This is a genomic window from Sediminibacterium roseum, assembly GCF_009939005.1.
Classification (GTDB): Bacteria; Bacteroidota; Bacteroidia; order Chitinophagales; family Chitinophagaceae; genus Sediminibacterium; species Sediminibacterium roseum.
The window spans coordinates 199,204-226,116 of the sequence record NZ_JAACJS010000002.1; the positions used below are offsets into that span (position 1 = coordinate 199,204).

The following is a 26,913-nucleotide window of genomic DNA, read 5'->3' on the forward strand; positions in this document are numbered from 1 at the left end:
CCAGTTCCTTATTTATTTAATGCCGGGTTCCATGCCATTTGATCGATACCCTGTTGTTCAAAAACCATTGCTATGCCAAAATATGTTCTCGCCTTCGACCAGGGCACCACGAGTTCGCGTGCCATTGTGTTTAACCATGCCAGTGAAGTGGTGGCGGTTGCACAGAAAGAGTTTACACAGATCTTCCCCAATGCAGGTTGGGTTGAACACGATGCCAACGAGATCTGGTACACACAGCTCTCCGTTGCAACGGAAGCCGTTTTAAAAGCGGGCCTCTCTCCTGCCGACCTGGCCGCCATCGGCATCACCAACCAAAGAGAAACAACCGTTGTATGGAACCGTAATACCGGCGAGCCCTTGCACAACGCCATTGTGTGGCAGGATAAGAGAACCGCAGCTTATTGCGACGAGCTGCGCAAAGCCGGGCATGCACCAGCCATCCAGGAGAAAACAGGATTGATCCTGGATGCCTACTTCTCGGCAACAAAACTCAAATGGATACTCGACCATGTAGAAGGCGCACGCGCACAGGCAGCCAGGGGCGAACTTTGTTTCGGAACGGTTGATGCATGGCTCATCTGGAAACTAACGAACGGCACCGTACACGCCACAGATGTTACCAATGCATCGCGTACAATGCTGTACAACATTCATACCTGCGAATGGGACAAGGAACTGCTCGAACTGTTCGATATCCCTGCATCTGTTTTGCCCGAAGTAAGATCGAGCAGCGAAGTGTATGGCCACACGCAACAGGTGCTCACCTCGGCAAGCATTCCGATTTGTGGTGTGGCGGGCGACCAGCAATCGGCGTTGTTCGGGCAGATGTGCCTGCAGCCCGGTATGGTGAAGAATACATACGGAACGGGTTGTTTTATGTTGATGCATACAGGCACAGAGCCGATCCGTTCAAAAAACAACCTGGTAACCACCATCGCCTGGAAAATAAACAACGAAGTGCATTACGCGCTGGAAGGAAGCGTGTTCATTGCCGGCGCTGTTGTGCAATGGCTGCGCGATGGATTGGGCATCATTAAGCATTCCAGCGATATTGAGGCGCTTGCCAATACGGTGGACGACAACGGCGGCGTATACCTTGTTCCCGCGTTTGCAGGCCTGGGTGCGCCTTACTGGAACCAGCATGCCCGCGGAACGATCGTTGGCATTACACGCGGAACCACCGCCGGCCATTTTGCCCGCGCCGCGGTAGAAAGCATCGCCTACCAAACCATGGATGTATTAACGGCGATGGAAGCAGATGCGGGAGTAACCATAAAAGAACTGCGCGTAGATGGCGGCGCAACGGTGAACAACCAGTTGCTGCAGTTCCAGAGCGACCTGCTGAAAACAACCGTTGTTCGCCCTATGATCACCGAAACAACCGCACTGGGCGCAGCTTATCTCGCCGGCCTCGCGATCCATTTCTGGAACGGAACAGAAGAGATCGAAAAATACTGGCAGGTAGATAAAAAATTCACGCCCCTTATGCCGGAAGCAGAAGCAGACACCAAGGCCGCCGAATGGAAACAGGCCATCAACGCATCAGGCGCTTTTTATGTGAAATAAACAGCGGCAACATGAAACATCTTAAGTTGCGACCAGTTTTTAAATCACCAAAATAACTACTACTATGTCTTCAGTTTTCTTAAGTGAATTTATCGGAACGATGATCCTCATCCTGCTGGGTAATGGCGTTGTGGCGAATGTTGTGCTCAAAAAAACGTTTGGCAACAACAGCGGGTGGATCGTGATCACTTTCGGTTGGGCCATCGCTGTTTTTACCGGCGTGTTCATTGCTTCGCGCGGCATTGGCGGCGCGCACCTCAATCCTGCGGTAACCATTGCAATGGCTTGGTTGGGCAAAATTGAATGGAGCATTGTTCCCGAATACTTCGGCGGGCAGATACTGGGCGCCATGGCGGGCTCGCTGCTTGTGTGGTTATCGTATTACAAACACTTCGAAGAAACAGAAGACGGCGCGGGAAAACTCGCCGTATTTGCCACCATGCCGGCGATCAACAATCCCGTAGCCAATTTTTTCACTGAGCTGGTCGGCACTTTTGTATTGATATTCGGTGTGCTGTACATGGCGGCGCCGGCAAGCAGCCTGGGAACACTGGATGCATTGCCCGTTGCATTGCTCGTGCTCGGCATCGGGCTTAGTCTGGGCGGGCCAACAGGTTACGCCATCAATCCTGCCCGCGACCTTGCGCCGCGCATCATGCACGCGATCCTTCCCATCCCTTCAAAAATAAAAAGCGGATGGGGCTACAGCTGGATCCCCGTGATTGCTCCAATGGTAGGTGCGATTGTTGCGGCAGTTGTTTTTAAATTGGTGCAGGGATAAAAAAAAACTAACTTTTGGAAAGTTTCAAACTTTCCAAAAGTTAGTTACCGGAATTAGTTGGAGTTCGCAACCGGGTTTGCACATTACGCGTAATGCTTTCTCACCCGCTCCAACAGCGCGAGTACGGTTCGGGGCATGCCTCCCTGAAGATGTTTTATTTCAAAGACGATTTCGCGGTACGGGAGTTCTTTTTTACGATCCGCCGAAAAGGCAGCTTTGAAAAACATTCTCATTTTTACAAGCTTCATTTTATTCAAACTGTCGAGCTTCTTGGAAAGAGAAAAATCAACATCGGGAAACCGTTTTTCAAAATGATAAAAAATTGTATCTGGATTGCCGTCCGTTATATCATGTTGAGGGCAGAACTTTTGAATGATACCCGAATTACTCTCCACTACCTCGATCTTTTTATAATCACTTGTTTCCTTAGGATAATCTATCGCCGCCCTGCTAATAGGATAGATTCTATTCAAGGAATCTATGTCGGTCTTTACTCCGTCGCTGGTATCATCTTCTGTTGTGAAGTAATATCCAAACTGACTTCCAACTTTATACACGACGTATGGCTCTGAATTTGCAATCTTTGTATTGGTGCTAAAATCTGTGATTGCTGGCAACTTGCGGACAATATAATCGCCATGAAAGAATACTGCCTGACTATCTATTAGGTTATGTGTTACTTCTTTCCCATCTTTTACTGTAGTAGTTAACGGATATTGAGTAACAATCATTATCCCAGCATTGGTAGCCGGCTTTTGCGAACGACAGCCTACCGTGCATAACGCAAAAACTAATGTAGCAAGCGTGTTTATATTTCTGAGTACTGGTTTCGTATGTTTCATGAATCCGGTTGAGTAATGCGATTAATATTTGTCCCATAAAGCCCAGGCACCTCTGGTTACGTAAGGTACCGATATTGGAACGGAAATTACAGCTATGACATCGGCGGCAATTGGACAATTGCCGACAGGTTTGAATTGATAGGTTACATTGAACTTAACTTGCATGAGTGCGGATAGATAATTGTAAAGGGCTGCATTGTCCTCGGTAAAGCTTGGTGTTGCTATGCCTTGCGTGAATGAGACGGTCGTTCCTGGAAACAGCCATCCTTCGATTTGCATGCCTTCGTATTTGATCTTTTTAAACGCCCATGTGCGAAGCGGATCGGGAGAACTTGCTATTTTTTTTATTTCTCCTGATACATGGCCTCGAAGTCGACAAGATTGACTAAATTTAAGACAAACCCAATCACCAGCCCAAGGTTTCGTTTGCACACCTGCAGCAGCCTCAACCATGTAGGGTTGTTCGGGTTGGTCAAAGGCTTCAGCGTCTAAAAGCAATGCGTTAAAATCCGATTCCTGTTGGGAATAATCGGCTGAGCATTCCGTCGGGAAAGGTGCATGACTAGAAGGACCGGAACCGCCGCCTCCTGAGCCGCCGCCACCTCCGCCATTTTCACCATTTGGGAAAGCCGGAGTTAGTTCGTATAAATCGTCTTCTACCATTACAACATCCGTCGAGCATTGGGCATCCGCTATCAAAAGCGCACCATCTGGGTAAAAGATGGAGTACCACCAGCATGTAGTAGTCATTATATATGTAGCGTTTGTTGCAATTTCCTTTTCCTTTCTGTTGACTTCCACCGCCTTTTGAAGAGAAGTGAACAGCCCTTTCAGTGTATATTGTGTGAATTGTTTTTTGTCAGGATTACCATGTAGAGGCAGTCGAAGCTGTTTGGTATCACGGTCGATGAATCTCAATAATATATCGCCAGGTGCAGTTTGGTAGGCAAACATTACAAGCGGCACATTGTTCTTCGGGTCTACAATGGGTATTACAAGTGATCTCATTCCGTTTGCATTTGACAGACGTATACTTGAATTCCAATCAGGCGTACCGTAATGCTCGTTAACATACCCGGCAAACTTAGTCTTCAAATCAGCTACTTTAATTAAACCGATAATAGTATCAATGAAATCGCGTTGTAATGGATTTTTTGCCGCATTGCTATTACGTGAAAAAAATTGCGGATTTTGAGCATAGCTTTCATTCAGGATGATCTCTTGCTTCTTACAACTAGCCAATGCGATTATACAAAGCGCAAAGACAAAAAATAATGACTTTTTCGGCATACTGTTTTGGTTTGATGAGAGATAAAAGTAGGGTTTCGAAAAAAAATGAGGCAGGGGCAAAACACCCTTTTCGCCAAATACGGGAAAAACACCCTGCACTTGTAGCGATTATCCTACGGGGCAAATAGCATTGTACTTGCTGCAAATAGATGAAAGAACCTCTCATTCCTAAACGGAGTTCCTAAAAAGGAACAGTATTAATAGTCTTCGCAGCGATCTCTCGAATTAATCAAACGCCCCAAAATAAAAAAGCCATTCATACAGAATGGCTTTTCAATGCTTCCCGCCGTGGCGGATTACAATTGTTTGATCACAATATTTTTATACCAAACATCAGAATCGTGGTTCTGCAAGGCGATATGCCCTTTGAAGATGGTTCCGAAATCAGGCCATTGTTTGAATTTGCTGCCGGCAACCATTTGTTTCCAGTTGTCATCGCCATAATTGGTGGTCAATACCGAAACGCCGTTCAGGATAAATTCCAGCTTGCCTTTGTTGCTGATGATCTCGGCGGTGTTCCATTCGCCAACAGGTTTTACGGCGCCTTCTTTTCCCGCGATGAGGTCGTACAGGTTTCCTGCACGGTGTTTTACGATCGATCCGTCTTTGTGGCCATCGTTATCGAGCACCTGCATTTCGGGCCCTGTGTGGTAGGTTTGTTTGTAACGGGCAGTGTCTTCCTGTACCCAGAAGATCACACCACTGTTTCCTTTCGGCGAAATCTTCCAATCGTATTTCAGGTGAAAGTTTTCGTACTGGTTATCGGTAAGCAGATCGCCGTTTGCTTTTTTGGTCCTGTCGAAAAAGATCGCTCCATCCTGTACAGACCATGCTTCGGTCAATGGCCTGTGGCCGTAAACATGCCAGCCTTTGAGCGACTTTCCATCAAACAAAGACACAAAGCCTTTTTGCGGCACGTTGATGGAAGCAATGGTTTTGTTGGATGTTGGCGCGTGCATCAACATCACAAGGGCAAGCACAGGGATCGTTAGGTAAGATTGCATTTGATTATTTGTTTCTGAGTAAGAGAATATATTTTACCATTTGTTTCGCATCATCTTCGCTCAGCGCAGGATGCGGCGTCATAGGGATAGGGCCCCAGTTGCCTTGCCCGCCCTTGATGATCTTTGCAGCAAGCATGCTGATGTTCTCATCATTGCTCTCATATTTCTGGGCAACGTCTTTGTAGGCGGGACCGGTTAATTTTTCGCTCACTTTGTGGCAGGTAAGGCAGTCAGAACCGGCGATCAGTTCCAGGCCTTTTTTGTAATCGGGGTTCTCACTCAGGGCCGCGCCGCTTGCTGCAGGCGCAGTTGCTTTCGCATCTTTGTTCTCCGCACCGCCACCACAAGAGGCCAGTGTAATTGCGAGGAAGGCGATGGCTACATGATACTTTTTCAAAACAGGAAATTTTAGAGGTTATAGAGGGTTAAAGGTATGATAAGTTTGGAGTTTACGGTCATGAGTTTAGCGCGGGGTTTGCTTGTTAAAAGAAATCAAATGGTTTAAATTCTTTTAACAAACCGCCCATTTGTTACTTTACTAAATTCCCAGGATGCTTTTGTTAAAGGCATCGTTCGACCCCGTTCCCGCAAAATCATCGAATGCTTTTTCGGTTACTTTAATGATGTGTTGTTTGATGAAAGGCGCACCTTCTGCGGCGCCGGTAGCTGCGTCTTTGATGGCGCATTCCCACTCGAGCACGGCCCAGCCGCGGTAATTGTATGCGGCAAGTTTGCTGAAGATCGATTTAAAATCGACCTGGCCATCGCCCAGCGAACGGAACCGGCCTGCCCGGTTCACCCAGTTCTGGTAACCGCCGTACACGCCTTGTTTGCCGGTGGGATTGAACTCCGCATCCTTCACATGGAACATTTTGATGCGCTCATGGTAATGGTCGATGTAGCTTAGATAATCCAGGCACTGCAAAACGAAATGCGACGGATCGTATAAAAGACAGGCGCGCGAATGGTTGTTCACCTTCTCGAGAAACATCTCGTACGTAATGCCGTCGTGCAGGTCTTCTCCCGGGTGTATCTCGTAACATACATCCACACCGTTTTCGTCGAATGTATTGAGTATGGGCAGCCAGCGTTTTGCCAGCTCGGTAAAACCGGTTTCCACCAAACCTGCGGGCCGTTGCGGCCACGGGTAAACAGTGTGCCACAGCAAGGCGCCGCTGAAGGTGGCATGCGCATCCAATCCTAAGTTCCGCGATGCCTTTGCCGCATATTTCAGTTGCTGCACCGCCCAATCCGTTCTTGCTTTTGCATTGCCGCGAACACTGGCAGGCGCAAATCCGTCAAACAATGCATCGTACGCAGGGTTTACCGCAACGAGTTGCCCCTGCAGGTGCGTCGACAATTCTGTGATCTCAAGCCCGGCCGCGTTTACAATGCCTTTGATCTCGTCTGCATAGGTCTTGCTCTCGGCGGCTTTCTGCAGGTCGATGCAGCGCCCATCCCAGGTGGGGATCTGTACGCCCGTGAACCCGAGTGAGGCCACCCATTTACAAATCGATTCCAGGGAATTGTACGGCGCCTCATCTCCCATGAACTGGGCAAGAAAAATACCGGGGCCTTTTAATGTTGTCATATTAATAGAGTTAGGATTGAAGAATCAGTAACCGCCATGGGTTGATAAATTTTAAACCTCACCCGGGTTCCTAATCCACTTTATAGGCTGTCCATTTCACATCACTTTGTGCCGATGCAACCACGTTGTCGATAAATGCCATTCCCCTTACGCCTTCGTCTACCGTAGGGAAGTCGAGCATTTCTTTGGTTGGTGTGGTGCCGTCGATACGGGCAGAAAGGGTGAGTGCGAAGTTGCGGTAGATGTTCCCGAATGCCTCCAGGTAACCTTCCGGGTGGCCGCCGGGTGTTCTGCAGTTGTGCGTGGCGAAAGACGAAAGACGATCGCCATAGTTTCCACCTGCACGCAGGATCTGTGTGGGTTGGTCGAGCCATTTAACGATGAGCGTATTGGGTTCTTGTTGCGCCCACTCCAGCCCGCCGTTCTCTCCATATACGCGGATCTTCAATGCATTTTCTTCGCCCGCCGCCACCTGCGATGCCATAAGCACGCCATTGGCGCCGTTGTTGAATTTGAGAAGAACATTGCCATCATCATCGAGTGCCCTTCCTTCCACCATCGTGTTAAGGTCTGCGCACAGGTGTGTAATTTCTGCGCCGCTGATGTACTCGGCCAGGTGCGCGGCATGTGTTCCGATATCGCCCATACAACCGCTTTTGCCCGAGCGTTTCGGGTCGGTTCTCCATGCCGCCTGTTTGTTGCCTTCGCGCTCGCTCAGTTTGCTGAGCCAGCCCTGCGGGTATTCAACCCATACCTTTCTTACTTTGCCAAGCACACCGCTGGCCACCATTGCTTTTGCCTGCTTTACCATCGGGTAGCCGGCGTAAGTGTGGGTGAGGCAGAGTGTCAATCCCGTCTCTTTTACTTTTTGCTGCAATTGCTTTGCTTCTTCGAGCGTAAAGGTCATTGGTTTTTCGATCACCACATGAAACCCATGGTCGAGCGCCATCATGGCCGGGCCAAAATGTGCAAAGTTGGGCGTAACGATGGTAATGAAATCGATGCGCTCGCTGGCCGGCAGTTCGCTTTCTTTTTTGATCATCTCTTCGTACGTGAGATACGTGCGCGCTGCGGGCAGGAACAACATTTCCCCTGATTCTTTCGCGATATCCGGATTGATGCTGAGCGCACCGCACGAAAGTTCGATCAATCCATCCATGTGGGCTGCAATGCGGTGGATAGCGCCGATAAAAGCATCTTTTCCGCCACCTACCATGCCCATTCTGAGCTTACGGTTCATATTTTGAGAATTAATTTTAGAACATGTGCCATCCGTACGAACAACGAATTACAAAATACAAAAACGTTTCCTGCCCTAGCCCCGTGCTTCGGGCCTGCTGATTACGAAAACGTTTTCTTGATTCATACTTCTCACGCTGTTCCTGTAAAGCTTTGTAAGTTGGTAAAAAAAATGATAAAGCGTGTAATTTTTACACCTTCATTTAAAAATAAAAAATTACATTTAGCGAACGATTGTTTTTCCGAAACTAATGCTTACCATATGCAGTCAACCCCTCAACGTAACCAACTTTTTGTAGCCAGTTGCCTGGCGCTGTTAGTAACCTCGCTTTCGTTCGGCATCCGTGCGGGAATACTGGGCAGGCTCGGTGTTGAGTTTGCCCTCAACGCGTCTGAGCTTGGTACCATTGCCGCCACTGCATTCTGGGGTTTTCCCGTTGCAGTTGTGGTAGGAGGTATGATCGTTGATGTGATCGGGATGAAAAAATTACTGATCATCGCTTTTGTGTTTCACCTCGCCGGTATTTTACTTACGATCTTTGCCGGCGGTTACTGGACGCTTTTCATCTCAACACTCTGCATCGGCATCGCCAACGGTACGGTGGAAGCGGCCTGCAATCCTTTGGTGGCAACCATCTACGCCGATAATAAAACAACCAAACTCAATCACTTTCACCTCTGGTTCCCGGGCGGTATCGTGATCGGCACACTGATCGTTTACTTCCTCGACAAAGCCGGTGTGGGCTGGCAGATCCAGGTGGGGTTGATGCTGGTGCCTACATTGATCTACGGCTTACTCTTCAGCAAACTCAGTTTCCCTGTTACCGAAAGGGTGGCAAGCGGGGTGTCTACAGGAGAAATGTACAGGTCGTTGCTTAACCCCCTGTTCATCTGCATGATCATCCTCATGTTCGGCACAGCCATTACAGAATTGTTTACCGGGCAATGGATCGATGTATTGCTGAAAAACGTTTCAGACAACGCCATTCTTTTGTTAACGATAGAAACCGGTATTATGGTGATCGGCCGCGCATTTGCCGGACCGATCGTTCACCGTTTCTCACCAACCGGCGTATTGCTCATCTCCGCGATCCTGTCGGCAGCGGGCCTTTACCTGCTCGGCCACAGCACCGGCAATACATTGTTTGCTGGTGCCATCATCTTCGGAATGGGCGTTTGTTATTTCTGGCCCACCATGCTTGGCTTTGTTTCGGAGAACCTGCCTAAAACCGGCGCAGTGGGAATGAACCTGATGGGTGGGGCCGGTATGTTTGCCGTTTCTGTTTATACGATATTCATGGGCGACTATTACGATAAACTGGTAACATCGCACCTTCCCGCAGGCGATACTTCCGAAGCGGCCATGAATGCGGCAAAAAAAGCAGCCGGGCCGGAGGTACTGAATGCAACCATGTTCATCCCGATCATATTAATAGTAGCTTTTGCGATCCTGTTCTTCTATATGAAAGGAAAAGCACGGCCAACACTAAAGGCAGGACACTAGAAACCTTATGACGCAACCATTCAACAGGCGCAACGCCATCAAAAACATCATTGCCGGTTCTGCAGCGCTCGCAGCAGGATCGTCGGTACTGCCCGCTTATGCGGCAGATAAAAATACAACCATGCCAGCCCTCAAAGGAAACATCAACCACACCGTTTGCCGCTGGTGCTTCAGCAGTTTTACGCTCGATGAACTTTGCGCCGCGGTAAAGGAAATGGGACTGGTAGGCATAGACCTCGTGCCGCCAAAAGACTGGCCCACCCTGAAGAAATACGGACTTGTTTCTACCATGTGCAATGGCGCGGAGATCAGTCTTACAAAGGGATGGAACGACAAACAATACCACGAACAACTGATCAAAAACTACACCGAACACATAGACCTTGTGGCCGCGGCCGGTTTCAAAAACCTGTTCTGCGCCAGCGGCAACCGCGGCACCATCGATGACGAAACAGGGCTGAAAAACTGCGTGGATGGATTGAAACAGGTCATCGGCCACGCAGAAAAAAAAGGCGTGGTGTTAACGATGGAACTGCTTAACAGCAAGATCGATCACAAAGATTATATGTGCGACAGAACGCCATGGGGCGTAGAGCTCTGCAAACGCATCGGCTCGCCCAATTTCAAATTGCTGTACGATATCTACCACATGCAGATCGACGAAGGCGATGTGATACGTACGATACGCGATTACAATGTTTACTTCGGCCATTACCATACGGCGGGCGTGCCCGGCCGGCATGAGATAGACGAAACACAGGAACTGTATTATCCTGCCATCATGAACGAGATCAAAAAAACAGGGTTTACCGGATATGTTGCGCAGGAGTTCATCCCTGCGGCAGCAGATAAACTGGGCTCATTGAGAAAAGCAGTGATGATCTGCGACGTTTGATGAGCAGCGGATACGGAAAAAAATATCCGGCGCAAGTCTGGTACCATTTTAAAATAACAAGCAATCAAATACTATGTCTGATCAAACATTCGATGCAATCGTAGTTGGCTCCGGAATCAGCGGTGGCTGGGCGGCCAAGGAGCTGTCTGAAAAAGGACTGAAAGTGCTGATGCTCGAACGCGGGCGCAACATTGAGCATGTGAAAGATTATGTGAATGCCAACAAAGAGGCATGGGATTATCCGCACCGCGGTAAAAAAACACAGCAGATGATCAAGGATTATCCTGTGCTCAACCGCGATTATCCGCTTAACGAAACCAACCTCGATTATTGGGTAAACGAAAAAGAAAGCCCTTTCACAGAAGTAAAACGCTACGACTGGTTCCGCGGTTACCACGTGGGCGGACGCTCGCTCATGTGGGGCCGCCAGAGCTACCGCTGGAGCGATTTTGATTTTGAAGCGAACGCAAAAGACGGCATCGCCATCGATTGGCCCGTTCGGTACAAAGAGATAGAACCTTGGTACGACTACGTGGAAAAATTTGCGGGCATCAGCGGTAACCGCGATGGTTTGAAGCAATTGCCCGATGGACAGTTCCTTCCACCAATGGACATGACCTGCGTTGAAAAAGATGTTGCCAAAAGACTGAAAGAATATTACAAAGGTGCGCGCGATATGATCATCGGCCGCACGGCAAACATTACCGTTGCCCACGAAGGAAGAACAGCGTGCCAGTTCAGGAACAAATGCTGGCTGGGATGCCCGTTCGGTGCCTACTTCAGCACGCAGTCTTCTACTTTGCCCGCGGCAATGAAAACAGGGAACCTGACATTGCGCCCGTGGTCGATCGTAACAAAAGTAATCTACGACAAAGACAAAAAACGCGCAACCGGCGTTGAGGTGCTGGATGCGGAAACCAATAAAACGTACGTGTACAACGCGAAGATCGTGTTCCTGAATGCATCAACCTTCAACTCAACCTGGATATTGATGAACTCGGCCACAGATGTATGGGAAGGCGGACTGGGAAGCGCAAGCGGAGAACTCGGCCACAACATCATGGACCATCACCTGGGTGTAGGCGCGAGCGGAAGAGTGGAAGGGTACGAAGACAAATATTATTTCGGGCGCCGTGCAAACGGTATTTATGTTCCGCGTTACAGGAACCTGTTTGGCGACAAGCGCGATTACCTGCGTGGCTTTGGCTACCAGGGCGGCGCGGGCAGGCAGGGCTACGGGCATGAAGTGCCGGAGCTTACCATCGGCGGCGATTACAAGGACCTTACCTCGCAACCAGGTTCGTGGACGATGAACCTCGGCGGTTTCGGGGAGATCCTGCCGGATCATTCAAACAAAGTAACACTCGATAAAACGGTGAAAGACAAATGGGGCCTCAACGTACTCTCATTTGACGCCGAACTGAAAGAAAACGAGCTGAAAATGCGCAAGGACATGCAGGCCGATGCCATAGAAATGCTCGAGGCCGTTGGGGTAAAAGACGTGGTGGGCCGCGATGCAAATGGCATCCAGGGCCGCGGGATCCACGAAATGGGAACGGCAAGAATGGGCGCCGACCCCAAAACATCGGTGGTTAACAAATACAACCAGATGTGGGACGCGCCAAACGTGTATATTACAGACGGATCGTTCATGACATCCGCCGCCTGCGTAAACCCATCGCTTACCTACATGGCCTTTACCGCAAGGGCAGTGGACCATGCCGTGAGCGAATTGAAAAAACAGAATTTATAAGTGACGGAGAGCAGTCATCATTCACCAAAAACATCAAACGCAAAAAATATCAATCATGAATAGAAGAGAAGCCGTTTCTACCGTTGCCCTGCTGGTTGGTGGCGCAATGTTGGGAACACAAGGGTTTTTATCGGGTTGTAAACCTGCTGCGCGCACGGTAAATTTTACGCCGCAGGACATTGCCTACATGGATGAAATTGCAGAAACCATCTTACCCGCTACCAAAACACCCGGCGCAAAAGCAGCGAAAGTGGGTGAATACATGGCGGTGATGGTGAAGGATTGTTACGACGAAAAGGACCAGAAGATATTCCTGGAAGGGCTCGACAAACTCGACGAAGAAAGCAAAAAGAAAAATAAAAAACCTTTCATGGAGAGCTCCGCACTTGAGCGGCACGACCTGCTGGTGGCCATCGACAAGGATGCAAGGGCGTATGCAAAATCAAAAGCGAAAGACGATCCTGCACATTATTTCAGCATGATCAAACGATTAACGCTGGATGGTTATTTTACTTCGGAAATAGGTGCGAAACAGGCTTTGCGGTATGTACCGGTTCCGGGTAAATACGAAGGTTGCATCGATTACAAAAAAGGCGATAAGGCCTGGGCAACCTAGCAATATAAAAAAACACGAGTACCATGCGGCCGTAGTTGCCAACCGTTGTTGCGCCGTTGCGGGCAACAACAGCTACTGCAATGCGGTTTTGTTTGGCACTACTATTGATACTTTACAACAAACGAAATTACAATGACGAACAGACGCGATTTCCTGCGCAATACCTCTTTCGCTGCCCTGGCAACAGTTCCGCTGCTGGGAAGGGCTTCTTCTGTTTTTTCACCTTACAAAGCGTTGCCGGCTTTTGGCATCCAGTTGTGGACGGTGAAGGAAGACATGACCGCGAATGCAAAGGACACTTTGAAACAGCTTTCGCTGGACGGCTACAACCAGATAGAAGGCTTTGAAGGCGGCAAGGGAATTTTCTGGGGATGGAAGAATACAGAGTTCAAAAAATACATGGACGATCTTGGCATGAAGTTCATCTCTTCGCACTGCGAGATCACCAAAGACTTTGAGGCCAAGGCGGCACAGGCAGCGGAGATCGGGATGAAATACCTCATCTGTCCATGGAAAGGCCCGCAGAAATCGATCGATGATTTTAAAAAGTTCGCCGATGATTTTAACAGGTGCGGAGAGATCTGTAAAAAGAACGGCATCCGTTTCGCATACCACAACCACGATTATTCGTTCAAAACCCTCGACGGACAAGTGCCGCAGGAGGTGATGATGCGGAACACAGACAAGAACCTGGTGGATTTTGAAATGGATATTTACTGGGTGGTTGCTGCAGGCGAGGACCCGAAAGCATGGTTCGCCAAACACCCGGGGCGTTTCAAATTGTGCCATGTGAAAGACCTTGGAAAAACGGCAAAGGGCCATGAGTCTGTACACCTGGGTAAAGGCACGATCGATTTCAAATCGATATTGAAAAGCGGAACCGCGAATGGCCTGCAATATTATATTGTGGAACAGGAAGCGTTTACCGGAACAAACCCGCTGGAAAGCGCCAGGATAGATGCGGAGTATATGAAGAAGGTCTCCCTGTAGCTGCAAAAAAATATGACTACGCTGTTTATAAAAAATATGGTGTGCGACCGCTGCATTCTCGTTGTTCGCGAGCAGCTGGAAAAACTGGGCATAGGCATAGAACAAATTAAACTCGGCGAAGTAAAGACCAGGGAACAGGTTTCCGGCGAAACAAAACAAAAAGTGGATCTCGCGCTCACAAAACTTGGATTTGAGTTGATCGATGATAAAAAAAGCAGGATCATCGAAAAAATAAAAACACTGATCATAGACCTTGTGCACCGCCGCGAGAATGATTCCAAACAGAACCTTTCTGATCTGCTCAGTAAAGAGCTGCACCACGACTATAATTACTTATCGGGTCTTTTCTCAGAAGTGGAAGGCATAACCATCGAGAAATATTTCATCGCGCAAAAGATCGAAAAAGTAAAGGAGCTCCTGGTTTACGATGAGCTGAGTTTAAGCGAGATCGCATACCGGCTCAACTATTCGAGCGTTGCATACCTCAGCAATCAATTCAAAAAAGTAACGGGCCTTACACCCAGTTATTTCAGGCAGGTTAAAGAAGACAAACGCAAACCGCTGGATAAGGTGTAAATCTTACAAATCAAATGTGCAATTGCACAATGCGCTTCTGGCGGTTAAGCGCCAGCTTTGTATCGTAAATAACTTACGGTATGGCAAACGACAACAACCCATCGATCCCCCTTCTGCTGGAAGGCATGGAAAGCGAGCATTGCGCACTCATCATAGACAAAGGCCTGTCGCAACTGCCCGGCCTTCAATCACACAAAGTAGAATTGAACAACCGCCGGGCCCTTATCAAAACAAAGGATGGATCGGCATTGCCGATGGCGGTTAACGCGATCAGGAACCTCGGTTACGGCGTAACCACGGTTAAAAAAACCTTTCCTGTGTTGCACATGACCTGTGCCTCCTGCGCGGGCAGTGTTGAGAGCATGGTAAAAAATGCCGCCGGCGTGATCAGTGCATCGGTCAATTTTGCAACCGGAAACCTGGCCGTAGAATACCTGCCCAACGTTACCGATGGCGGTGCGCTGCGAAAAGTTGTGCAATCCATTGGCTACGATCTTTTGGTGGAAGAGGGCAGCAGCGGAAGGGAAGCGCTTGAATTGATTCAGCAAAAAAAATTCGCCCGGTTAAAATTTAAAACAATACTGGCGATCCTGCTATCGCTGCCTGTTGTGTTGTTGGGAATGTTCTTTATGACGGTGCCTTATGCCAACATCATTATGTGGGCATTTGCAACGCCGGTGGTTTTGTGGCTGGGCAAAGATTTTTTTATAAACGCATGGAAACAGGCAAGGCACCGTTCGGCCAACATGGATACGCTGGTGGCGCTGAGTACGGGCATCGCTTATGTTTTCAGCGTATTCAATATGTTGTTCCCTTCTTTCTGGCACGCAAAGGGTTTGCATGCGCATGTTTATTTTGAAGCGGCGGCGGTGGTTGTTGCGTTTATTCTGCTGGGCAAACTGCTCGAAGAAAAAGCAAAAGGAAATACCTCATCGGCCATCAGGAAACTGATGGGGTTGCAACCCGGATCCGTTGTTGTATTGGGAAGCGATGGATCGGAAAAAACAGTGGCGATAGACGATGTTCACAAGGAAGACATCCTACTTGTAAAACCGGGCGATAAGATCCCCGTTGATGGAACCGTAATCGCCGGCGCCTCTTACGTAGATGAAAGCATGCTGAGTGGCGAGCCTGTCCCGGTTTTAAAAACGGAGCATGAAAAAGTATTTGCAGGAACCATTAACCAGAAAGGAAGTTTCCGTTTCCGGGCCGAGAAGGTGGGTAAAGAAACAATGCTTGCCGCTATCATAAAAACGGTGCAGGATGCACAGGGCAGCAAGGCGCCGGTTCAGAAACTGGTAGATAAAGTGGCCGGCATTTTTGTGCCCGTTGTTATGGGCGTTGCACTGCTCTCCTTTCTGTTATGGGCCTGGCTGGGTGGCAACAATGGCATAGTTCAGGGTTTGCTGGCTGCGGTAACGGTACTGGTGATCGCATGCCCCTGCGCACTCGGCCTCGCCACACCCACCGCCATTATGGTAGGTGTAGGCAAAGGAGCAGAAGCAGGTATCCTGATCAAAGATGCAGAGAGCCTGGAGCGCGCCAGGAAAATAAATGCGCTGGTGTTAGACAAAACCGGAACGATCACCGAAGGCAGGCCTGCTGTTACGGCAATGAAATGGCTAAGCGAAAATAAAACAGACAGATCTGTTTTATTAAGCCTTGAAAAACAATCCGAACATCCGCTTGCGGAAGCTGTTGTGCGTTATCTGGAAGGAGTTGAAACAGTGCCGCTGTCTGCATTTGAAAGCATCACCGGTAAAGGTGCGCGGGTCACATACAACGGCGCAGCGTATTACGCGGGAAACCTTGCGTTGCTGGAAGAGCACCAGGTTGTTGTTGGTCCGGAACTTTTGCGGCAGGCAGATCTATGGTCGGCAGAGGCCAGCACCGTTGTATGGTTCGCGGGCGATGGGAAGGCACTGGCCGTTCTCGCTGTTTCAGACAACATTAAAGAAACATCGGTTGAAGCCGTTGCCCGATTGAAATCGATGGGCATCGAAGTGTTCATGCTTACAGGCGATAACGAAGCCACCGCTACGGCTGTTGCACACCATACCGGCATAACCCATTTCAAGGCAGGAATATTACCTGAGCAGAAGGCCGCGTTTATCAGGGAGCTTCAACAGCAGGGCAAGGTGGTGGCCATGGTGGGCGATGGCATCAACGATAGTACCGCACTCGCAACGGCAGACGTAAGCATTGCAATGGGCCGGGGAAGCGATATTGCGATGGATGTTGCAAAAATGACGATCATTTCTTCTGACCTGTTAAAAATACCGCGAGCCATCCGGCTCTCGCGGCAAACGGTTGCTACCGTACAACAGAATTTATTCTGGGCATTTATCTATAACCTGATCGGCATCCCGGTTGCGGCAGGGCTGCTTTACCCGGTAAATGGTTTCCTGCTTAACCCGATGATCGCCGGCGCAGCCATGGCACTGAGCAGTGTAAGCGTGGTGGCCAACAGCCTGCGCCTGAAATGGAAGAAATAATGCAACTTTGCAGTAGTGCAAAAACACCTGTTCCATATTGTGTTCCTTTTTATCGTGGGCCTGCTGGTTGTCCCGGCAGAAAGTTATGCATGTGGAACAAAAGCTACAGCGTTAGAAAAAACAAAATGTAAAAAAGCAAAAGCCACCAGGCAAAAAGCTTCAAGCTCCCTTGCCAAACATTGCTGCAGTTCCGGCAACAAACACAAGGAATGCGGTAAAGAATGTGGCGGCAGGTGCGGCAACAGCAGCGCCTGTAAATGCGTTGCATCCTGCAATGTGCCGGCGGCGGCAACGCTTGTGCAATATATTGCCGCAGAGCCGTTCACATGCCTCAACGATCATCCATCCCTTTCCAGGCCGGCGCCCGTTTCTCCCGGCTTCCATTTTACCTGGTTACCACCTAAAATAGGTTAGCCGTTGGCGCAACAGCCATAGGTGGGTCTTGCCGGGTTTGTCTTCCAATCAAATAATTGTTGTTTACAGGGTACAGTAAATGTTACAAAGTATACCTGAAATACCGTAACAGCATGTTTTTACAATGGCAGGAACTTTGTCTTATAAAAACAAACAAGATGGAAAACAAGACTTTGCAATTCAAAACAAACCTCAATTGTGGCGGATGTGTAGCTGCCGTAAAACCCCAATTAGACAACGCAGCAGGCATTTGCCACTGGTCTGTTGACACAAATAACAAAGACAAAGTACTTACCGTGCATTCCGAAGGCATCACGGAAGAACAGGTTGTTGATCTCGTAGAGAAAAAAGGTTTTAAAATCGAACCCATTCATAATTAAAACGAAAAAAATGAAAAAGATATTTTTTGCAATCATAGCCATGCTGGCAGGATCGTCGTTGTTCGCGCAGCAAATCGATAAACTGGCCGGCGAGTACAATACAGTAAAGAACGCGCTTGTAGCAGGAGACAGTAAAACAGCAGGAGATGCGTCTGCCCTTTTCCTGCAAAGCATAAAGGAAGAAAACGATTTTGCGCTGAGGAACGATCTGCTCAAAGCCGTGGATGAACTTGCAAAAGCTGCTACGCTCGACAAACAGAGGGCTGTCTTCAACGAAGTATCCACTACTTTCTGGAAAACAGTGAAGGCCGCCGGCAAAACAGGATCTACCCTGTACTACCAGTATTGCCCTATGAAAAAAGCGTATTGGGTGAGCAGGGAGAAGGAGATCAAAAATCCGTATTACGGTTCATCCATGCTTACCTGTGGCAAAGTGGTTGAAACAAATTGATGCCGCAAAGGCACCGCGCACTGCGGTGCCTTTGTATTTTATCATCGTTCGTTGAACCAACGTTCCTCCTGCTTTTTGTAGGGGATGGCGAAGCTGCAAGTACGCAGGTAAAAAATAGCAGAACCAAGTAAATAATGATCAACCCCGATCTCTAAAACAGGCTCACAATGAAATACCCAGGTATATTAATATTTTTTCTCGGCCTCGCATTGGCTGGTGTAAGCCAGCACAGTAATACAGCGGGTTCAGGGGCGCACAAGCAGGAAACATACACCTGCCCCATGCATCCCGAAATACGGGAAACCAAACCGGGCAAATGCCCCAAATGCGGTATGCCGCTTGTTCCCGTTACACAACGCCCCGGTAAAAACAAGCCGGAAGAAAAGCAGGATCACAAAGACATGGAAGACATGAATAACGGGAGCGAATTAAGCGAGGCACACAAAAGCGCAAAAGCAAAACTCGCATCAACCAAAGAATACCCCGTTAAACAAAGCGCGCGCCCACATACGGTCAGGTATGAACTCTATGTTACCGATACACTTGTGCACTTTGGTAAAAAAAGCAAGAGAGCGATCGCGGTGAACGGGCAGATCCCGATGCCCACCCTCGAATTTACAGAAGGGGATACGGCCGAGATCATTGTACACAACCAGCTGAAGGAAAGCACCTCGCTTCACTGGCACGGCGTGTTCCTGCCCAACAAAGAAGATGGCGTTCCCTATCTTACCCAGCAACCCATTGATCCGGGAACTACGTACACTTACCGCTTCCCCATTATACAGAACGGAACACATTGGTATCATTCCCACTCGGGGTTGCAGGAACAGATCGGCATGTATGGCAGTTTTATCATGCACAAAAGAACGGGAGATAAAACGTTCCGCAAAGGAATTGACAACCTTCCCACCGTTCCGGTCATCATCAGTGAATGGACCGACCTGAACCCCGATAATGTTAACCGGATGTTGCACAGTGCAACAGACTGGTTCGCCATTCAAAAAGGCGCCACGCAGAGTTATGCTGAGGCGATCAGGAGCGGGGCATTCAAAACAAAACTCACCAACGAATGGAAACGGATGACAGCGATGGATGTGAGCGATGTGTATTACGACAGGATACTGCTCAATGGTAAACCCACGCTGGATCTGAAAACGGTTGACGGCAGGGAACTGGTGGCAGGCGATAAAGTGCGGTTACGTGTTTCAAACGGCGGCGCCTCCTCTTATTTCTGGCTGAGGTATGGCGGCGGTAAAATGATCGTGGTGGCGAGCGACGGCGTGGATGTGGAACCCGTTGAGGTAGACCGGCTGATCATTGCTGTATCCGAAACCTACGATATCGTGGTAACGGTGCCCGATCATGCAAAAGCGTTTGAGTTTATGGCAACAACCGAGGACCGGACAAATTCCGCGAGCATGTTTGTGGGCAGTGGTGCGCGCCAGTTCATCGGTGCGATGCCAAGGCTGAAATATTTCAAAGGGATGAAAATGATGAACGATATGATGAAGATGAACGGCGATCTCGATGATATGGGCATGAACATGAGCTGGAACCAGATGGACATGAACGTGGTCATGTATCCCGAGATCACCGGAGAAGAACAAGACAAACGCAAAAAGAAAGAAAAGGGCAGTGATACCAAAACAGGTATGGGCAACATGAAACACGACATGGAGGCCGGTGCCAACCGGTACAACCCCAACGCGCTAGCAGACATCGTTACATTGAATTATGCCATGCTTGTGGCGCCACAAAAGACAACACTTCCCGCTCATGCGCCTGTAAAAGAACTTCGGTTCACATTAACCGGCAACATGAACCGGTATGTATGGAGCATGGACAACCGCGTGCTGGACGAAACAGACAAAATACCGGTTAAGAAGGGCGAAATACTGCGCATCACGCTTTTCAATAACTCTATGATGCGGCACCCGATGCACCTGCACGGTTTCGATTTTCGGTTGCTGAATGGCCAGGGAGAAAGAGCGCCGTTGAAGAACATCATTGATATTATGCCGATGGAAACCGATACGATAGAATTTCTCGCTGATACGGAAGGCGATTGGTTTTTCCATTGTCATATTCTTTACCATATGATGTCTGGCATGAACCGGGTATTGGCTGTTGGCGATTACCAGAATCCCAACCTGCCCGATAAAGCACGGGCCTACCGCATGCTGCAACGCGAAAGCAATATGGCTCATGTAATGGCGCAAAACGATTTTGCCACCAATGGGAACGATGGGGAATTGATGCTGATGAACACACGCTTCAATCTTGGAACGGAGTGGCGGTTGGGATACAACAACATGCATGGGTACGAAGTAGAAACCCATCTCGGGCGATACATAGGAAAGATGCAATGGCTGATGCCGTTCGTTGGCTTCGACTGGCGCTACCGCAAAATGGGCATTGACGAACATGAAAAAAATCTCTTTGGACAAACCAACAACAAAGACAACCGAAGCGCCGTTAGCCTGGGTGTTATGTATACGCTTCCCATGCTGGTAAATTTCCAGGCAGAAGTTTACCACGACGGTATTGTCCGTTTATCGTTGATGCGTGAAGACATTCCTGTTTCAAAAAGATTGCGCGGCGGATTTATGGTCAATACCGACCGTGAGTATATGGTTGACCTGCGCTATGTTGTTAACAGGAACATAGGTGTGAGAACGCATTACGATAGCGACATGGGTTTTGGCGTTGGGCTTGCGCTGAATTATTAGTGTTGTTGTATAAACCATTCAACAGCTCAAAATAAAAATGCGGTTCATGGTTGAACCGCATTTTTTTTATTGAGCCTTGTGAGAACAAGGTGTTGTTGTTTTTATACGCCCAATGTCCAGCCTTCCCTGTACGTTCTTTTCACATACTGGTTTGCATCTTCGAAATTCGTGATCCGCATGCTTGGCCCATCCCAAAGCAGTTTGATGCCGCGGCCGGGGTATACGGTCCTGTCTTTTCCTTCTTTTGTTTTTTCTGTTTTAGCGATGTTGTAACTGCGTATGGCGAGGTTGCCCATGAGCACGCTCTCTGTGAGTGGCCCGGCGATATCGAAATTAGAGCTGAGGTTTTTCGCCTGCTCGCTTCCATATCCTGCGATAGCAGCTTCTACCCACTGGTGGTAGTGGCCCGTTTCTGCACCCGGCACACGCGGGATGGTTTTTTTAACATCCGCCTGTGCTGTTAATGCTGTTGGCAGGAGTGTAGGCATTTTACCATAAGTGCCGCACATCATTTTGCCTTTTGTTCCTTCGAAGATCGCACCGCCGTCGCCACCGTCGCCAAGCAGTTCGGTTGGCCCGAGTTCTTCGGGGCGTGCAGGCAGGATACCGCCATCCATCCAGGTAAGTTTTACATCTGGCTTGCCATTTTTTCCTTTGAATGTAAGTGTGATGGACGAAGCGATCGGTCCTGATTCCGGATAGTTGCCCGGTGTCCAGTTCTCAACATAAGGGCGTGCCATGCTGCATTCTGCAGAAACAGGATAACCGAGATCGAGTACCGCGAAGGCAGGCGCCATGATGTGGCAGGCCATATCGCCCAGTGCGCCGGTACCATAATCCCACCAGCCGCGCCAGTTAAACGGAACCAGTTTCTCTACATAATCTTTGTAAGGTGCGGTACCCAGCCACAGGTTCCAATCGAGTTCGGCCGGAACCGGTGGCTTGTTGCTGCTCCATGGAATGCCTTGCGGCCATACCGGGCGGTTGGTAAAGCAGGTGATGGTGTGCACATCGCCGATCTTGCCGGCATTGTACCATTCCTGCAACTGGCGAACGCCATCGCCCGACGCACCCTGGTTGCCCATCTGTGTAACTACCTTATAGTTGTGCGCCGCTTTCGTGAGCATACGCGCCTCGTAGATATCGTGTGTAAGTGGTTTCTGGATGTATACGTGTTTGTTGAGCTGCATGGCGGCCATACCCACTACACCGTGCATGTGGTCGGGAATGGAAACAGACACGGCATCGATGTTCTTGTGTTCTTTATCGAGCATCTCGCGGTAATCGCGGTACAGTTTTGCTTTCGGGTAACGGTCCTGGCTTTTTTTGATCTGGCGCAGGTCCACATCGCAGATCGAAACGATATCGGCTTTGCCGCTGCCGTAAAAGTTCCAAAGGTCGCTTTCGCCTTTACCGCCGGCGCCCACACCCGCAATGCGCAATTTATCACTCGGTGCCGTAAAACCGCGGCCCAGAACATGGCGCGGAACAATGTAAAATCCCGCAGCGGCCAATGCCGTATTGCGGATAAACGAACGCCTTGAATCCTGTGCCTGGTTCACCTGCTCATGCGATGCATCCGAACCCTGGATCTTGTTTTCCTGTTTCTTTTTCATGCTGTCAATCGTTGGTTGTTAGGAGGAAGAAAAATAGAGACATGAATTTATTGAAATAATGCTTCGGATGTTAGGAAATCAAAAAAATAATGCGCTTAATCGATTAAGCAAATCATTTATGGCAAATTCGAATAACAATTTATAAATCATCAGGCCATACGGATCACAAAAAAAGCCCGTAGTACAACGGGCCTGAAATAATATAAGCATGCGGCTTAATTGCGCAACTTCAGGGAATAGAGCACCGGAGGCTTGCGCATTTCGGTGGAAATAGATACACCGGTGTATTTACCGTCTTTTTTTTGTAACATTTCCATGTCAATAATTCCGTATTTGTGTAGCAATTGAGCCGAATCCATCTCTGTATAATTGATGATCACCCAAACATCTGAAGTCACATACAGGCGACTGGTTTTCGAAACCTCGCCGGAAGCCGCAACCAGGGAATAAACCCCTTTCGAAAAAGATTCTGCGCCGACCTCCTGCAATCCTGGCCTGATCTTAAAGGTTCTTGTCCGGCTGTTCCGTGACTCTTGTCTCCCGATATTCATTTTAAGAGAAACCTCTTTATCACTATCGTTGTTCACGATCCAATGGGTAGTATAACGGGGCGTCAAACATGAAGTAAAAGCCAAACCAACTAAAAACAAAACGAGCAGTTTTCGAAAAATCATAAAGGATATTGGTTCACCGGTTCAGACAACAAAGGTATTTAAATACAAACACATGCAAATACATATTCATGTGATTGTTCGTCCTTATGACGCCCCACGGGCACCAATCGTTGCTTCATCCCAAAAAAATATCCGTGTCCGTAAATCGTAAGCCCAGGAAACGGGACCACAATACCGCAAAAAAATCCCCAGGTCAACCACGACCCAGGGATCATCTCTAAATTCAACCGCGTTTATAATAAAATAGGACAAACTTTTGTTCTGCGAGAGTACTGCATGTTGGGTTTTGAAACAACAGTTAAAACACCCTTTTTTGAGGAAAGGGCGGCCTTCTGCTCAATACCCATTGCTCACGCGCCCCTGCACGCCCCCTCTTCCAAATTGATTATCTTACACCCAAAGCTGTTTCATGCCAACTGAAATTCAAACCCAACTTGCTTTGCTGCGCCGGTATTTTGAAAGTGGTGTTACCAGGCCGTATGCATTCAGGAAAGAACAGTTGATGAAACTGAAGGCCGCGGTGGTTGCGCACGAGGAAGAGATCTACGCGGCATTGTACAAAGACCTCAAAAAAAGCAAGGAGGAATGCTGGGTTACGGAGAACGGTTTTTTTCTTGCGGAACTGAACCACGTTGCCGCCAACCTGCGCAGGTGGATGGAACCCGAAGCGGTACCTACCAACCTGCTCAATCTTCCCTCCAGTAGCCGCCTGGTGCGTGAACCGCTGGGCGTAACATTGGTGATCGGCCCGTGGAATTATCCTTTTCAATTGCTGTTCACCCCGCTGCTGGGCGCGATAGCCGCCGGCAACTGCGTGGTGGTGAAACCAAGTGAATTTGCGCCTGCCACATCACTGGTAATGCAGAAAATAATCGAATCGGCCTTTGAGAAAAATTACGTGTTGTTTGTTCCCGGCGATGGTTCGGTTGTGATCCCGGAAATGATGGACCATTTTCGTTTCGACCATGTTTTTTACACAGGCAGCACCGCGGTTGGCCGCATCATTTATAAAATGGCAGCCGAAAAGCTGGTGCCCGTTACACTGGAGCTCGGAGGGAAAAGCCCCTGCGTGGTTGAAAGCGACGCAAACATCAATATTGCCGCGAAGCGGATCGTTATGACAAAGTTTTCGAACGCCGGGCAAATGTGCGTTGCTCCCGATTATGTTCTGGTACACGCATCGAAGAAAGAAGCCTTGCTCGCGGCGCTCACAGAAAAGATCCTGAAATTTTTCGGCGACAAACCGGAAGACAGCGAACACTACGGGAAACTCATCAACCAAAAACAATTCGACCGGGTAGTACAATACTTATCGGCCGGAAGAATATTGTATGGCGGGCGGCACGATGCATCACGGCTTTTCATAGAACCCACTTTGCTGGTTGATGTTCCGCCTGGTGCCGCGGTTATGAAAGAGGAGATCTTTGGCCCTGTATTGCCGGTGATCGGCTACGAAACCAACGAAGAAGCGCTCGCGATCATCAACCAGAACCCGAACCCGCTTGCTTTCTATGTTTTTACCGGGGATGTTGACAAAGAGCACTACTGGCTGGGTGCCGTACCGTCTGGCGGCGCCTGCGTAAACAACGCCAGCTGGCACCTTACCAACCCTTCGCTTCCCTTTGGCGGGCGGGGTTTCAGCGGAACAGGTGCGTATCACGGGAAACATTCATTTGATGCTTTCTGCCATACAAAGGCCGTTATGAAAACGCCAACCTGGTTCGACCCGTTCATCAAATACCCACCGTTGAAAGGGCGGTTGCGGTTGTTTAAATGGCTGATCCGATGAAAAAACTTTTGATCGGTTCCGTTGTTATCCTTGTTTGCCTAACACTCATCAAACGAAAAGACATGACCTGGCGACAGTCGTTCCTGAAAACAGTATACCCGTTGCTGATGTTGAAATCGAAATGGTTTCCCGGCAAAACGGCTTCGCTGCTGAACCCGGGAAACAGCAGGCCGTATGTTCCTTTTTATGGGCTGACTGCGGTGGCCAATGATGGAACGGTGATCGACCTCCATCGTTTTTCAGGAAAAAAAATATTGCTTGTAAATACCGCGAGCGATTGTGGTTACACAGGGCAATACGATGAACTCGAGCAATTGCACCGGCAATTCAAAGACCTTGTGGTCATCGGGTTTCCTGCCAATGATTTCAAGCAACAGGAGAAGGCAGACGATGCCTCTATCGCACAATTCTGCAAAATAAATTTCGGTGTCAGTTTTCCCCTGATGCAGAAAACGCATGTTGTTAAAACCGCGGAGCAAAATGCGGTGTTCGATTGGTTATCGCACAAGGAAAAAAACGGCTGGTGCAACCAGGCGCCCGTCTGGAACTTTTGCAAATACGTGGTGAACGAAGAAGGGGTTTTGCTGGGATTTTTTGACCAGTCGGTTTCGCCGCTTGATGCCAGGATCACCGGCCTGCTTCAAAAATAGAACCGGCTTTTATACGGGGCATTTCTCGTGGTAATTGATCAGCTCTATCGCCGTTCGCTCAATCACAAACCCATTGTACTTTTCCTTTACCTCATCCAGCACTTCTTCCACTTCTTCCATTGTTTTCAGGGTTACCAGCCGATTGCGGTACTCCTTGATGTTGGGCAAACCCTTCAGGTAATTTGCATAATGCCTGCGCATTTCGTTGATGCCTGCGATCGGGCCCTTCCATTCGAGCGATTTGCGCAGGTGCTTGCGCGCCACTTCCACCCGTTCTTCCAGCGTTGGCGGCGCCAGGAGCTCGCCCGTGTTGAGGTAGTGCCTGATCTCGCGGAAGATCCATGGATAGCCAATGGCGGCACGGCCGATCATGATGCCATCTACACCATAACGGTTCTTGTAATCGGCGGCTTTCTGCGGACTATCAATATCTCCATTTCCAAAAACAGGTATATGGATGCGGGGATTGTTTTTCACTTTTGCGATCAGGGTCCAGTCGGCCTCACCCTTGTACATCTGCGCGCGCGTGCGGCCATGAATGGCAAGGGCCTTGATGCCGCAATCTTGCAGGCGCTCCGCCACTTCTTCAATATTCTTGCTGTTATCGTCCCAGCCCAATCTTGTTTTTACGGTAACGGGCAGGGTGGTGCTTTTTACAACCGCGGCGGTGAGGCGAACCATCAGGTCCACATCTTTCAAAACCCCCGCGCCGGCGCCTTTCATGGCCACTTTTTTAACGGGGCATCCGAAGTTGATATCCAGCAGGTCGGGGTTTACCGCCTCAACGATCCGGGCGCTCAGCGCCAGCGCTTCCTCATCGCCGCCAAAGATCTGAATGCCCACGGGGCGCTCGTAGTCGAATATGTCGAGCTTCTGGCGGCTTTTGATCGCATCGCGGATCAGTCCCTCGCTGCTGATGAACTCGGTATACATAAGATCGGCGCCGTTGTCTTTACACACCGCCCTGAATGGCGGGTCGCTCACATCCTCCATCGGCGCGAGTAATAACGGGAAATCGGGAAGCGTTATCTGATCTATTTTAACCATATTGCGGGCGAAGGGGTAAAG

At 49.1% G+C, this 26,913-nt stretch carries 24 protein-coding genes; 15 read left to right on the plus strand and 9 right to left on the minus strand.

Annotation, left to right across the window (positions count from 1 at the left end):
• Positions 1-72: 72 nt before the first annotated feature.
• Entirely contained in the window at positions 73-1,566 is a 1,494-nt protein-coding gene (gene glpK / locus GWC95_RS00805) for a glycerol kinase GlpK (RefSeq protein WP_161816766.1), read from the plus strand.
• Between the two features lie 64 nt (positions 1,567-1,630).
• Positions 1,631-2,347 carry an MIP/aquaporin family protein gene (locus GWC95_RS00810; protein ID WP_161816767.1) on the plus strand — a complete coding sequence of 239 codons (717 nt, stop codon included), beginning with the start codon at positions 1,631-1,633 and terminating at the stop codon, positions 2,345-2,347.
• Positions 2,348-2,430: 83 nt separating this feature from the next.
• Here GWC95_RS00810 and GWC95_RS00815 read toward each other — a convergent pair whose 3' ends face one another.
• The 6 genes from GWC95_RS00815 to GWC95_RS00840 all read right to left on the minus strand — a co-directional run bounded on the left by GWC95_RS00815 (position 2,431) and on the right by GWC95_RS00840 (position 8,314).
• The gene (locus GWC95_RS00815) at positions 2,431-3,189 is read right to left on the minus strand and encodes a hypothetical protein (protein WP_161816768.1); all 759 of its coding nucleotides are present in this window, start codon (positions 3,187-3,189) and stop codon (positions 2,431-2,433) included.
• A gap of 21 nt (positions 3,190-3,210) precedes the next feature.
• Positions 3,211-4,479 (minus strand): hypothetical protein, encoded by a 1,269-nt coding sequence (locus GWC95_RS00820; protein WP_161816769.1) that lies wholly within the window; start codon positions 4,477-4,479, stop codon positions 3,211-3,213.
• 296 nt (positions 4,480-4,775) lie between these two features.
• Positions 4,776-5,483, minus strand: coding sequence for a 3-keto-disaccharide hydrolase (locus GWC95_RS00825; RefSeq protein ID WP_161816770.1), 708 nt, complete (start codon positions 5,481-5,483; stop codon positions 4,776-4,778).
• A gap of 4 nt (positions 5,484-5,487) precedes the next feature.
• The gene (locus GWC95_RS00830; protein WP_161816771.1) at positions 5,488-5,880 is read right to left on the minus strand and encodes a c-type cytochrome; all 393 of its coding nucleotides are present in this window, start codon (positions 5,878-5,880) and stop codon (positions 5,488-5,490) included.
• Positions 5,881-6,021: 141 nt separating this feature from the next.
• Positions 6,022-7,074, minus strand: coding sequence for a sugar phosphate isomerase/epimerase family protein (locus tag GWC95_RS00835; RefSeq protein ID WP_161816772.1), 1,053 nt, complete (start codon positions 7,072-7,074; stop codon positions 6,022-6,024).
• Between the two features lie 70 nt (positions 7,075-7,144).
• Positions 7,145-8,314, minus strand: coding sequence for a Gfo/Idh/MocA family protein (locus GWC95_RS00840; RefSeq protein WP_161816773.1), 1,170 nt, complete (start codon positions 8,312-8,314; stop codon positions 7,145-7,147).
• A gap of 261 nt (positions 8,315-8,575) precedes the next feature.
• Here GWC95_RS00840 and GWC95_RS00845 point away from each other — a divergent pair, with 261 nt between their 5' ends.
• The 11 genes from GWC95_RS00845 (at position 8,576) to GWC95_RS00895 (ending at position 21,116) form a co-directional block, all read left to right on the plus strand.
• Positions 8,576-9,817: an MFS transporter gene (locus GWC95_RS00845; protein WP_161816774.1), complete on the plus strand. Its 1,242-nt coding sequence runs from the start codon at positions 8,576-8,578 to the stop codon at positions 9,815-9,817.
• Between the two features lie 7 nt (positions 9,818-9,824).
• Positions 9,825-10,712: a hydroxypyruvate isomerase family protein gene (locus GWC95_RS00850; RefSeq protein ID WP_161816775.1), complete on the plus strand. Its 888-nt coding sequence runs from the start codon at positions 9,825-9,827 to the stop codon at positions 10,710-10,712.
• Positions 10,713-10,785: 73 nt separating this feature from the next.
• Entirely contained in the window at positions 10,786-12,465 is a 1,680-nt protein-coding gene (locus GWC95_RS00855) for a GMC oxidoreductase (RefSeq protein WP_161816776.1), read from the plus strand.
• Positions 12,466-12,520: 55 nt separating this feature from the next.
• Positions 12,521-13,081, plus strand: a complete 561-nt coding sequence (locus GWC95_RS00860) for a gluconate 2-dehydrogenase subunit 3 family protein (protein ID WP_161816777.1) — start codon at positions 12,521-12,523, stop codon at positions 13,079-13,081.
• 132 nt (positions 13,082-13,213) lie between these two features.
• Complete coding sequence (locus GWC95_RS00865) at positions 13,214-14,071, plus strand: sugar phosphate isomerase/epimerase family protein (protein WP_161816778.1); 858 nt, start codon at positions 13,214-13,216, stop codon at positions 14,069-14,071.
• Between the two features lie 12 nt (positions 14,072-14,083).
• A complete protein-coding gene (locus tag GWC95_RS00870; RefSeq protein WP_161816779.1) occupies positions 14,084-14,647 on the plus strand; it encodes a helix-turn-helix domain-containing protein in 564 nt (187 codons plus the stop codon).
• 80 nt (positions 14,648-14,727) lie between these two features.
• Positions 14,728-17,142 (plus strand): heavy metal translocating P-type ATPase, encoded by a 2,415-nt coding sequence (locus GWC95_RS00875; protein ID WP_161816780.1) that lies wholly within the window; start codon positions 14,728-14,730, stop codon positions 17,140-17,142.
• A 15-nt stretch (positions 17,143-17,157) separates the two neighbouring features.
• Positions 17,158-17,556, plus strand: a complete 399-nt coding sequence (locus GWC95_RS00880; RefSeq protein WP_161816781.1) for a hypothetical protein — start codon at positions 17,158-17,160, stop codon at positions 17,554-17,556.
• A 158-nt stretch (positions 17,557-17,714) separates the two neighbouring features.
• On the plus strand, positions 17,715-17,936 hold the full coding sequence (locus GWC95_RS00885) for a heavy-metal-associated domain-containing protein (RefSeq protein WP_161816782.1): 222 nt from the start codon (positions 17,715-17,717) through the stop codon (positions 17,934-17,936).
• Positions 17,937-17,946: 10 nt separating this feature from the next.
• A complete protein-coding gene (locus tag GWC95_RS00890) occupies positions 17,947-18,387 on the plus strand; it encodes a DUF3347 domain-containing protein (RefSeq protein WP_161816783.1) in 441 nt (146 codons plus the stop codon).
• 167 nt (positions 18,388-18,554) lie between these two features.
• Positions 18,555-21,116 (plus strand): multicopper oxidase domain-containing protein, encoded by a 2,562-nt coding sequence (locus tag GWC95_RS00895; protein WP_237722020.1) that lies wholly within the window; start codon positions 18,555-18,557, stop codon positions 21,114-21,116.
• Positions 21,117-21,217: 101 nt separating this feature from the next.
• Here GWC95_RS00895 and GWC95_RS00900 read toward each other — a convergent pair whose 3' ends face one another.
• Positions 21,218-22,732 carry a Gfo/Idh/MocA family protein gene (locus GWC95_RS00900; RefSeq protein ID WP_161816784.1) on the minus strand — a complete coding sequence of 505 codons (1,515 nt, stop codon included), beginning with the start codon at positions 22,730-22,732 and terminating at the stop codon, positions 21,218-21,220.
• 215 nt (positions 22,733-22,947) lie between these two features.
• Positions 22,948-23,406, minus strand: a complete 459-nt coding sequence (locus GWC95_RS00905) for a hypothetical protein (protein ID WP_161816785.1) — start codon at positions 23,404-23,406, stop codon at positions 22,948-22,950.
• A gap of 409 nt (positions 23,407-23,815) precedes the next feature.
• On the opposite strand from GWC95_RS00905, the gene GWC95_RS00910 reads away from it, so the two are divergent.
• Positions 23,816-25,195, plus strand: coding sequence for an aldehyde dehydrogenase (locus GWC95_RS00910; RefSeq protein ID WP_161816786.1), 1,380 nt, complete (start codon positions 23,816-23,818; stop codon positions 25,193-25,195).
• Entirely contained in the window at positions 25,192-25,845 is a 654-nt protein-coding gene (locus GWC95_RS00915; RefSeq protein ID WP_237722021.1) for a glutathione peroxidase, read from the plus strand. Before GWC95_RS00910 ends, GWC95_RS00915 begins: the two co-directional genes overlap by 4 nt.
• A gap of 9 nt (positions 25,846-25,854) precedes the next feature.
• Here GWC95_RS00915 and dusB read toward each other — a convergent pair whose 3' ends face one another.
• The gene (gene dusB, locus GWC95_RS00920) at positions 25,855-26,892 is read right to left on the minus strand and encodes a tRNA dihydrouridine synthase DusB (RefSeq protein WP_161816787.1); all 1,038 of its coding nucleotides are present in this window, start codon (positions 26,890-26,892) and stop codon (positions 25,855-25,857) included.
• Between the last annotated feature and the right edge of the window lie 21 nt (positions 26,893-26,913).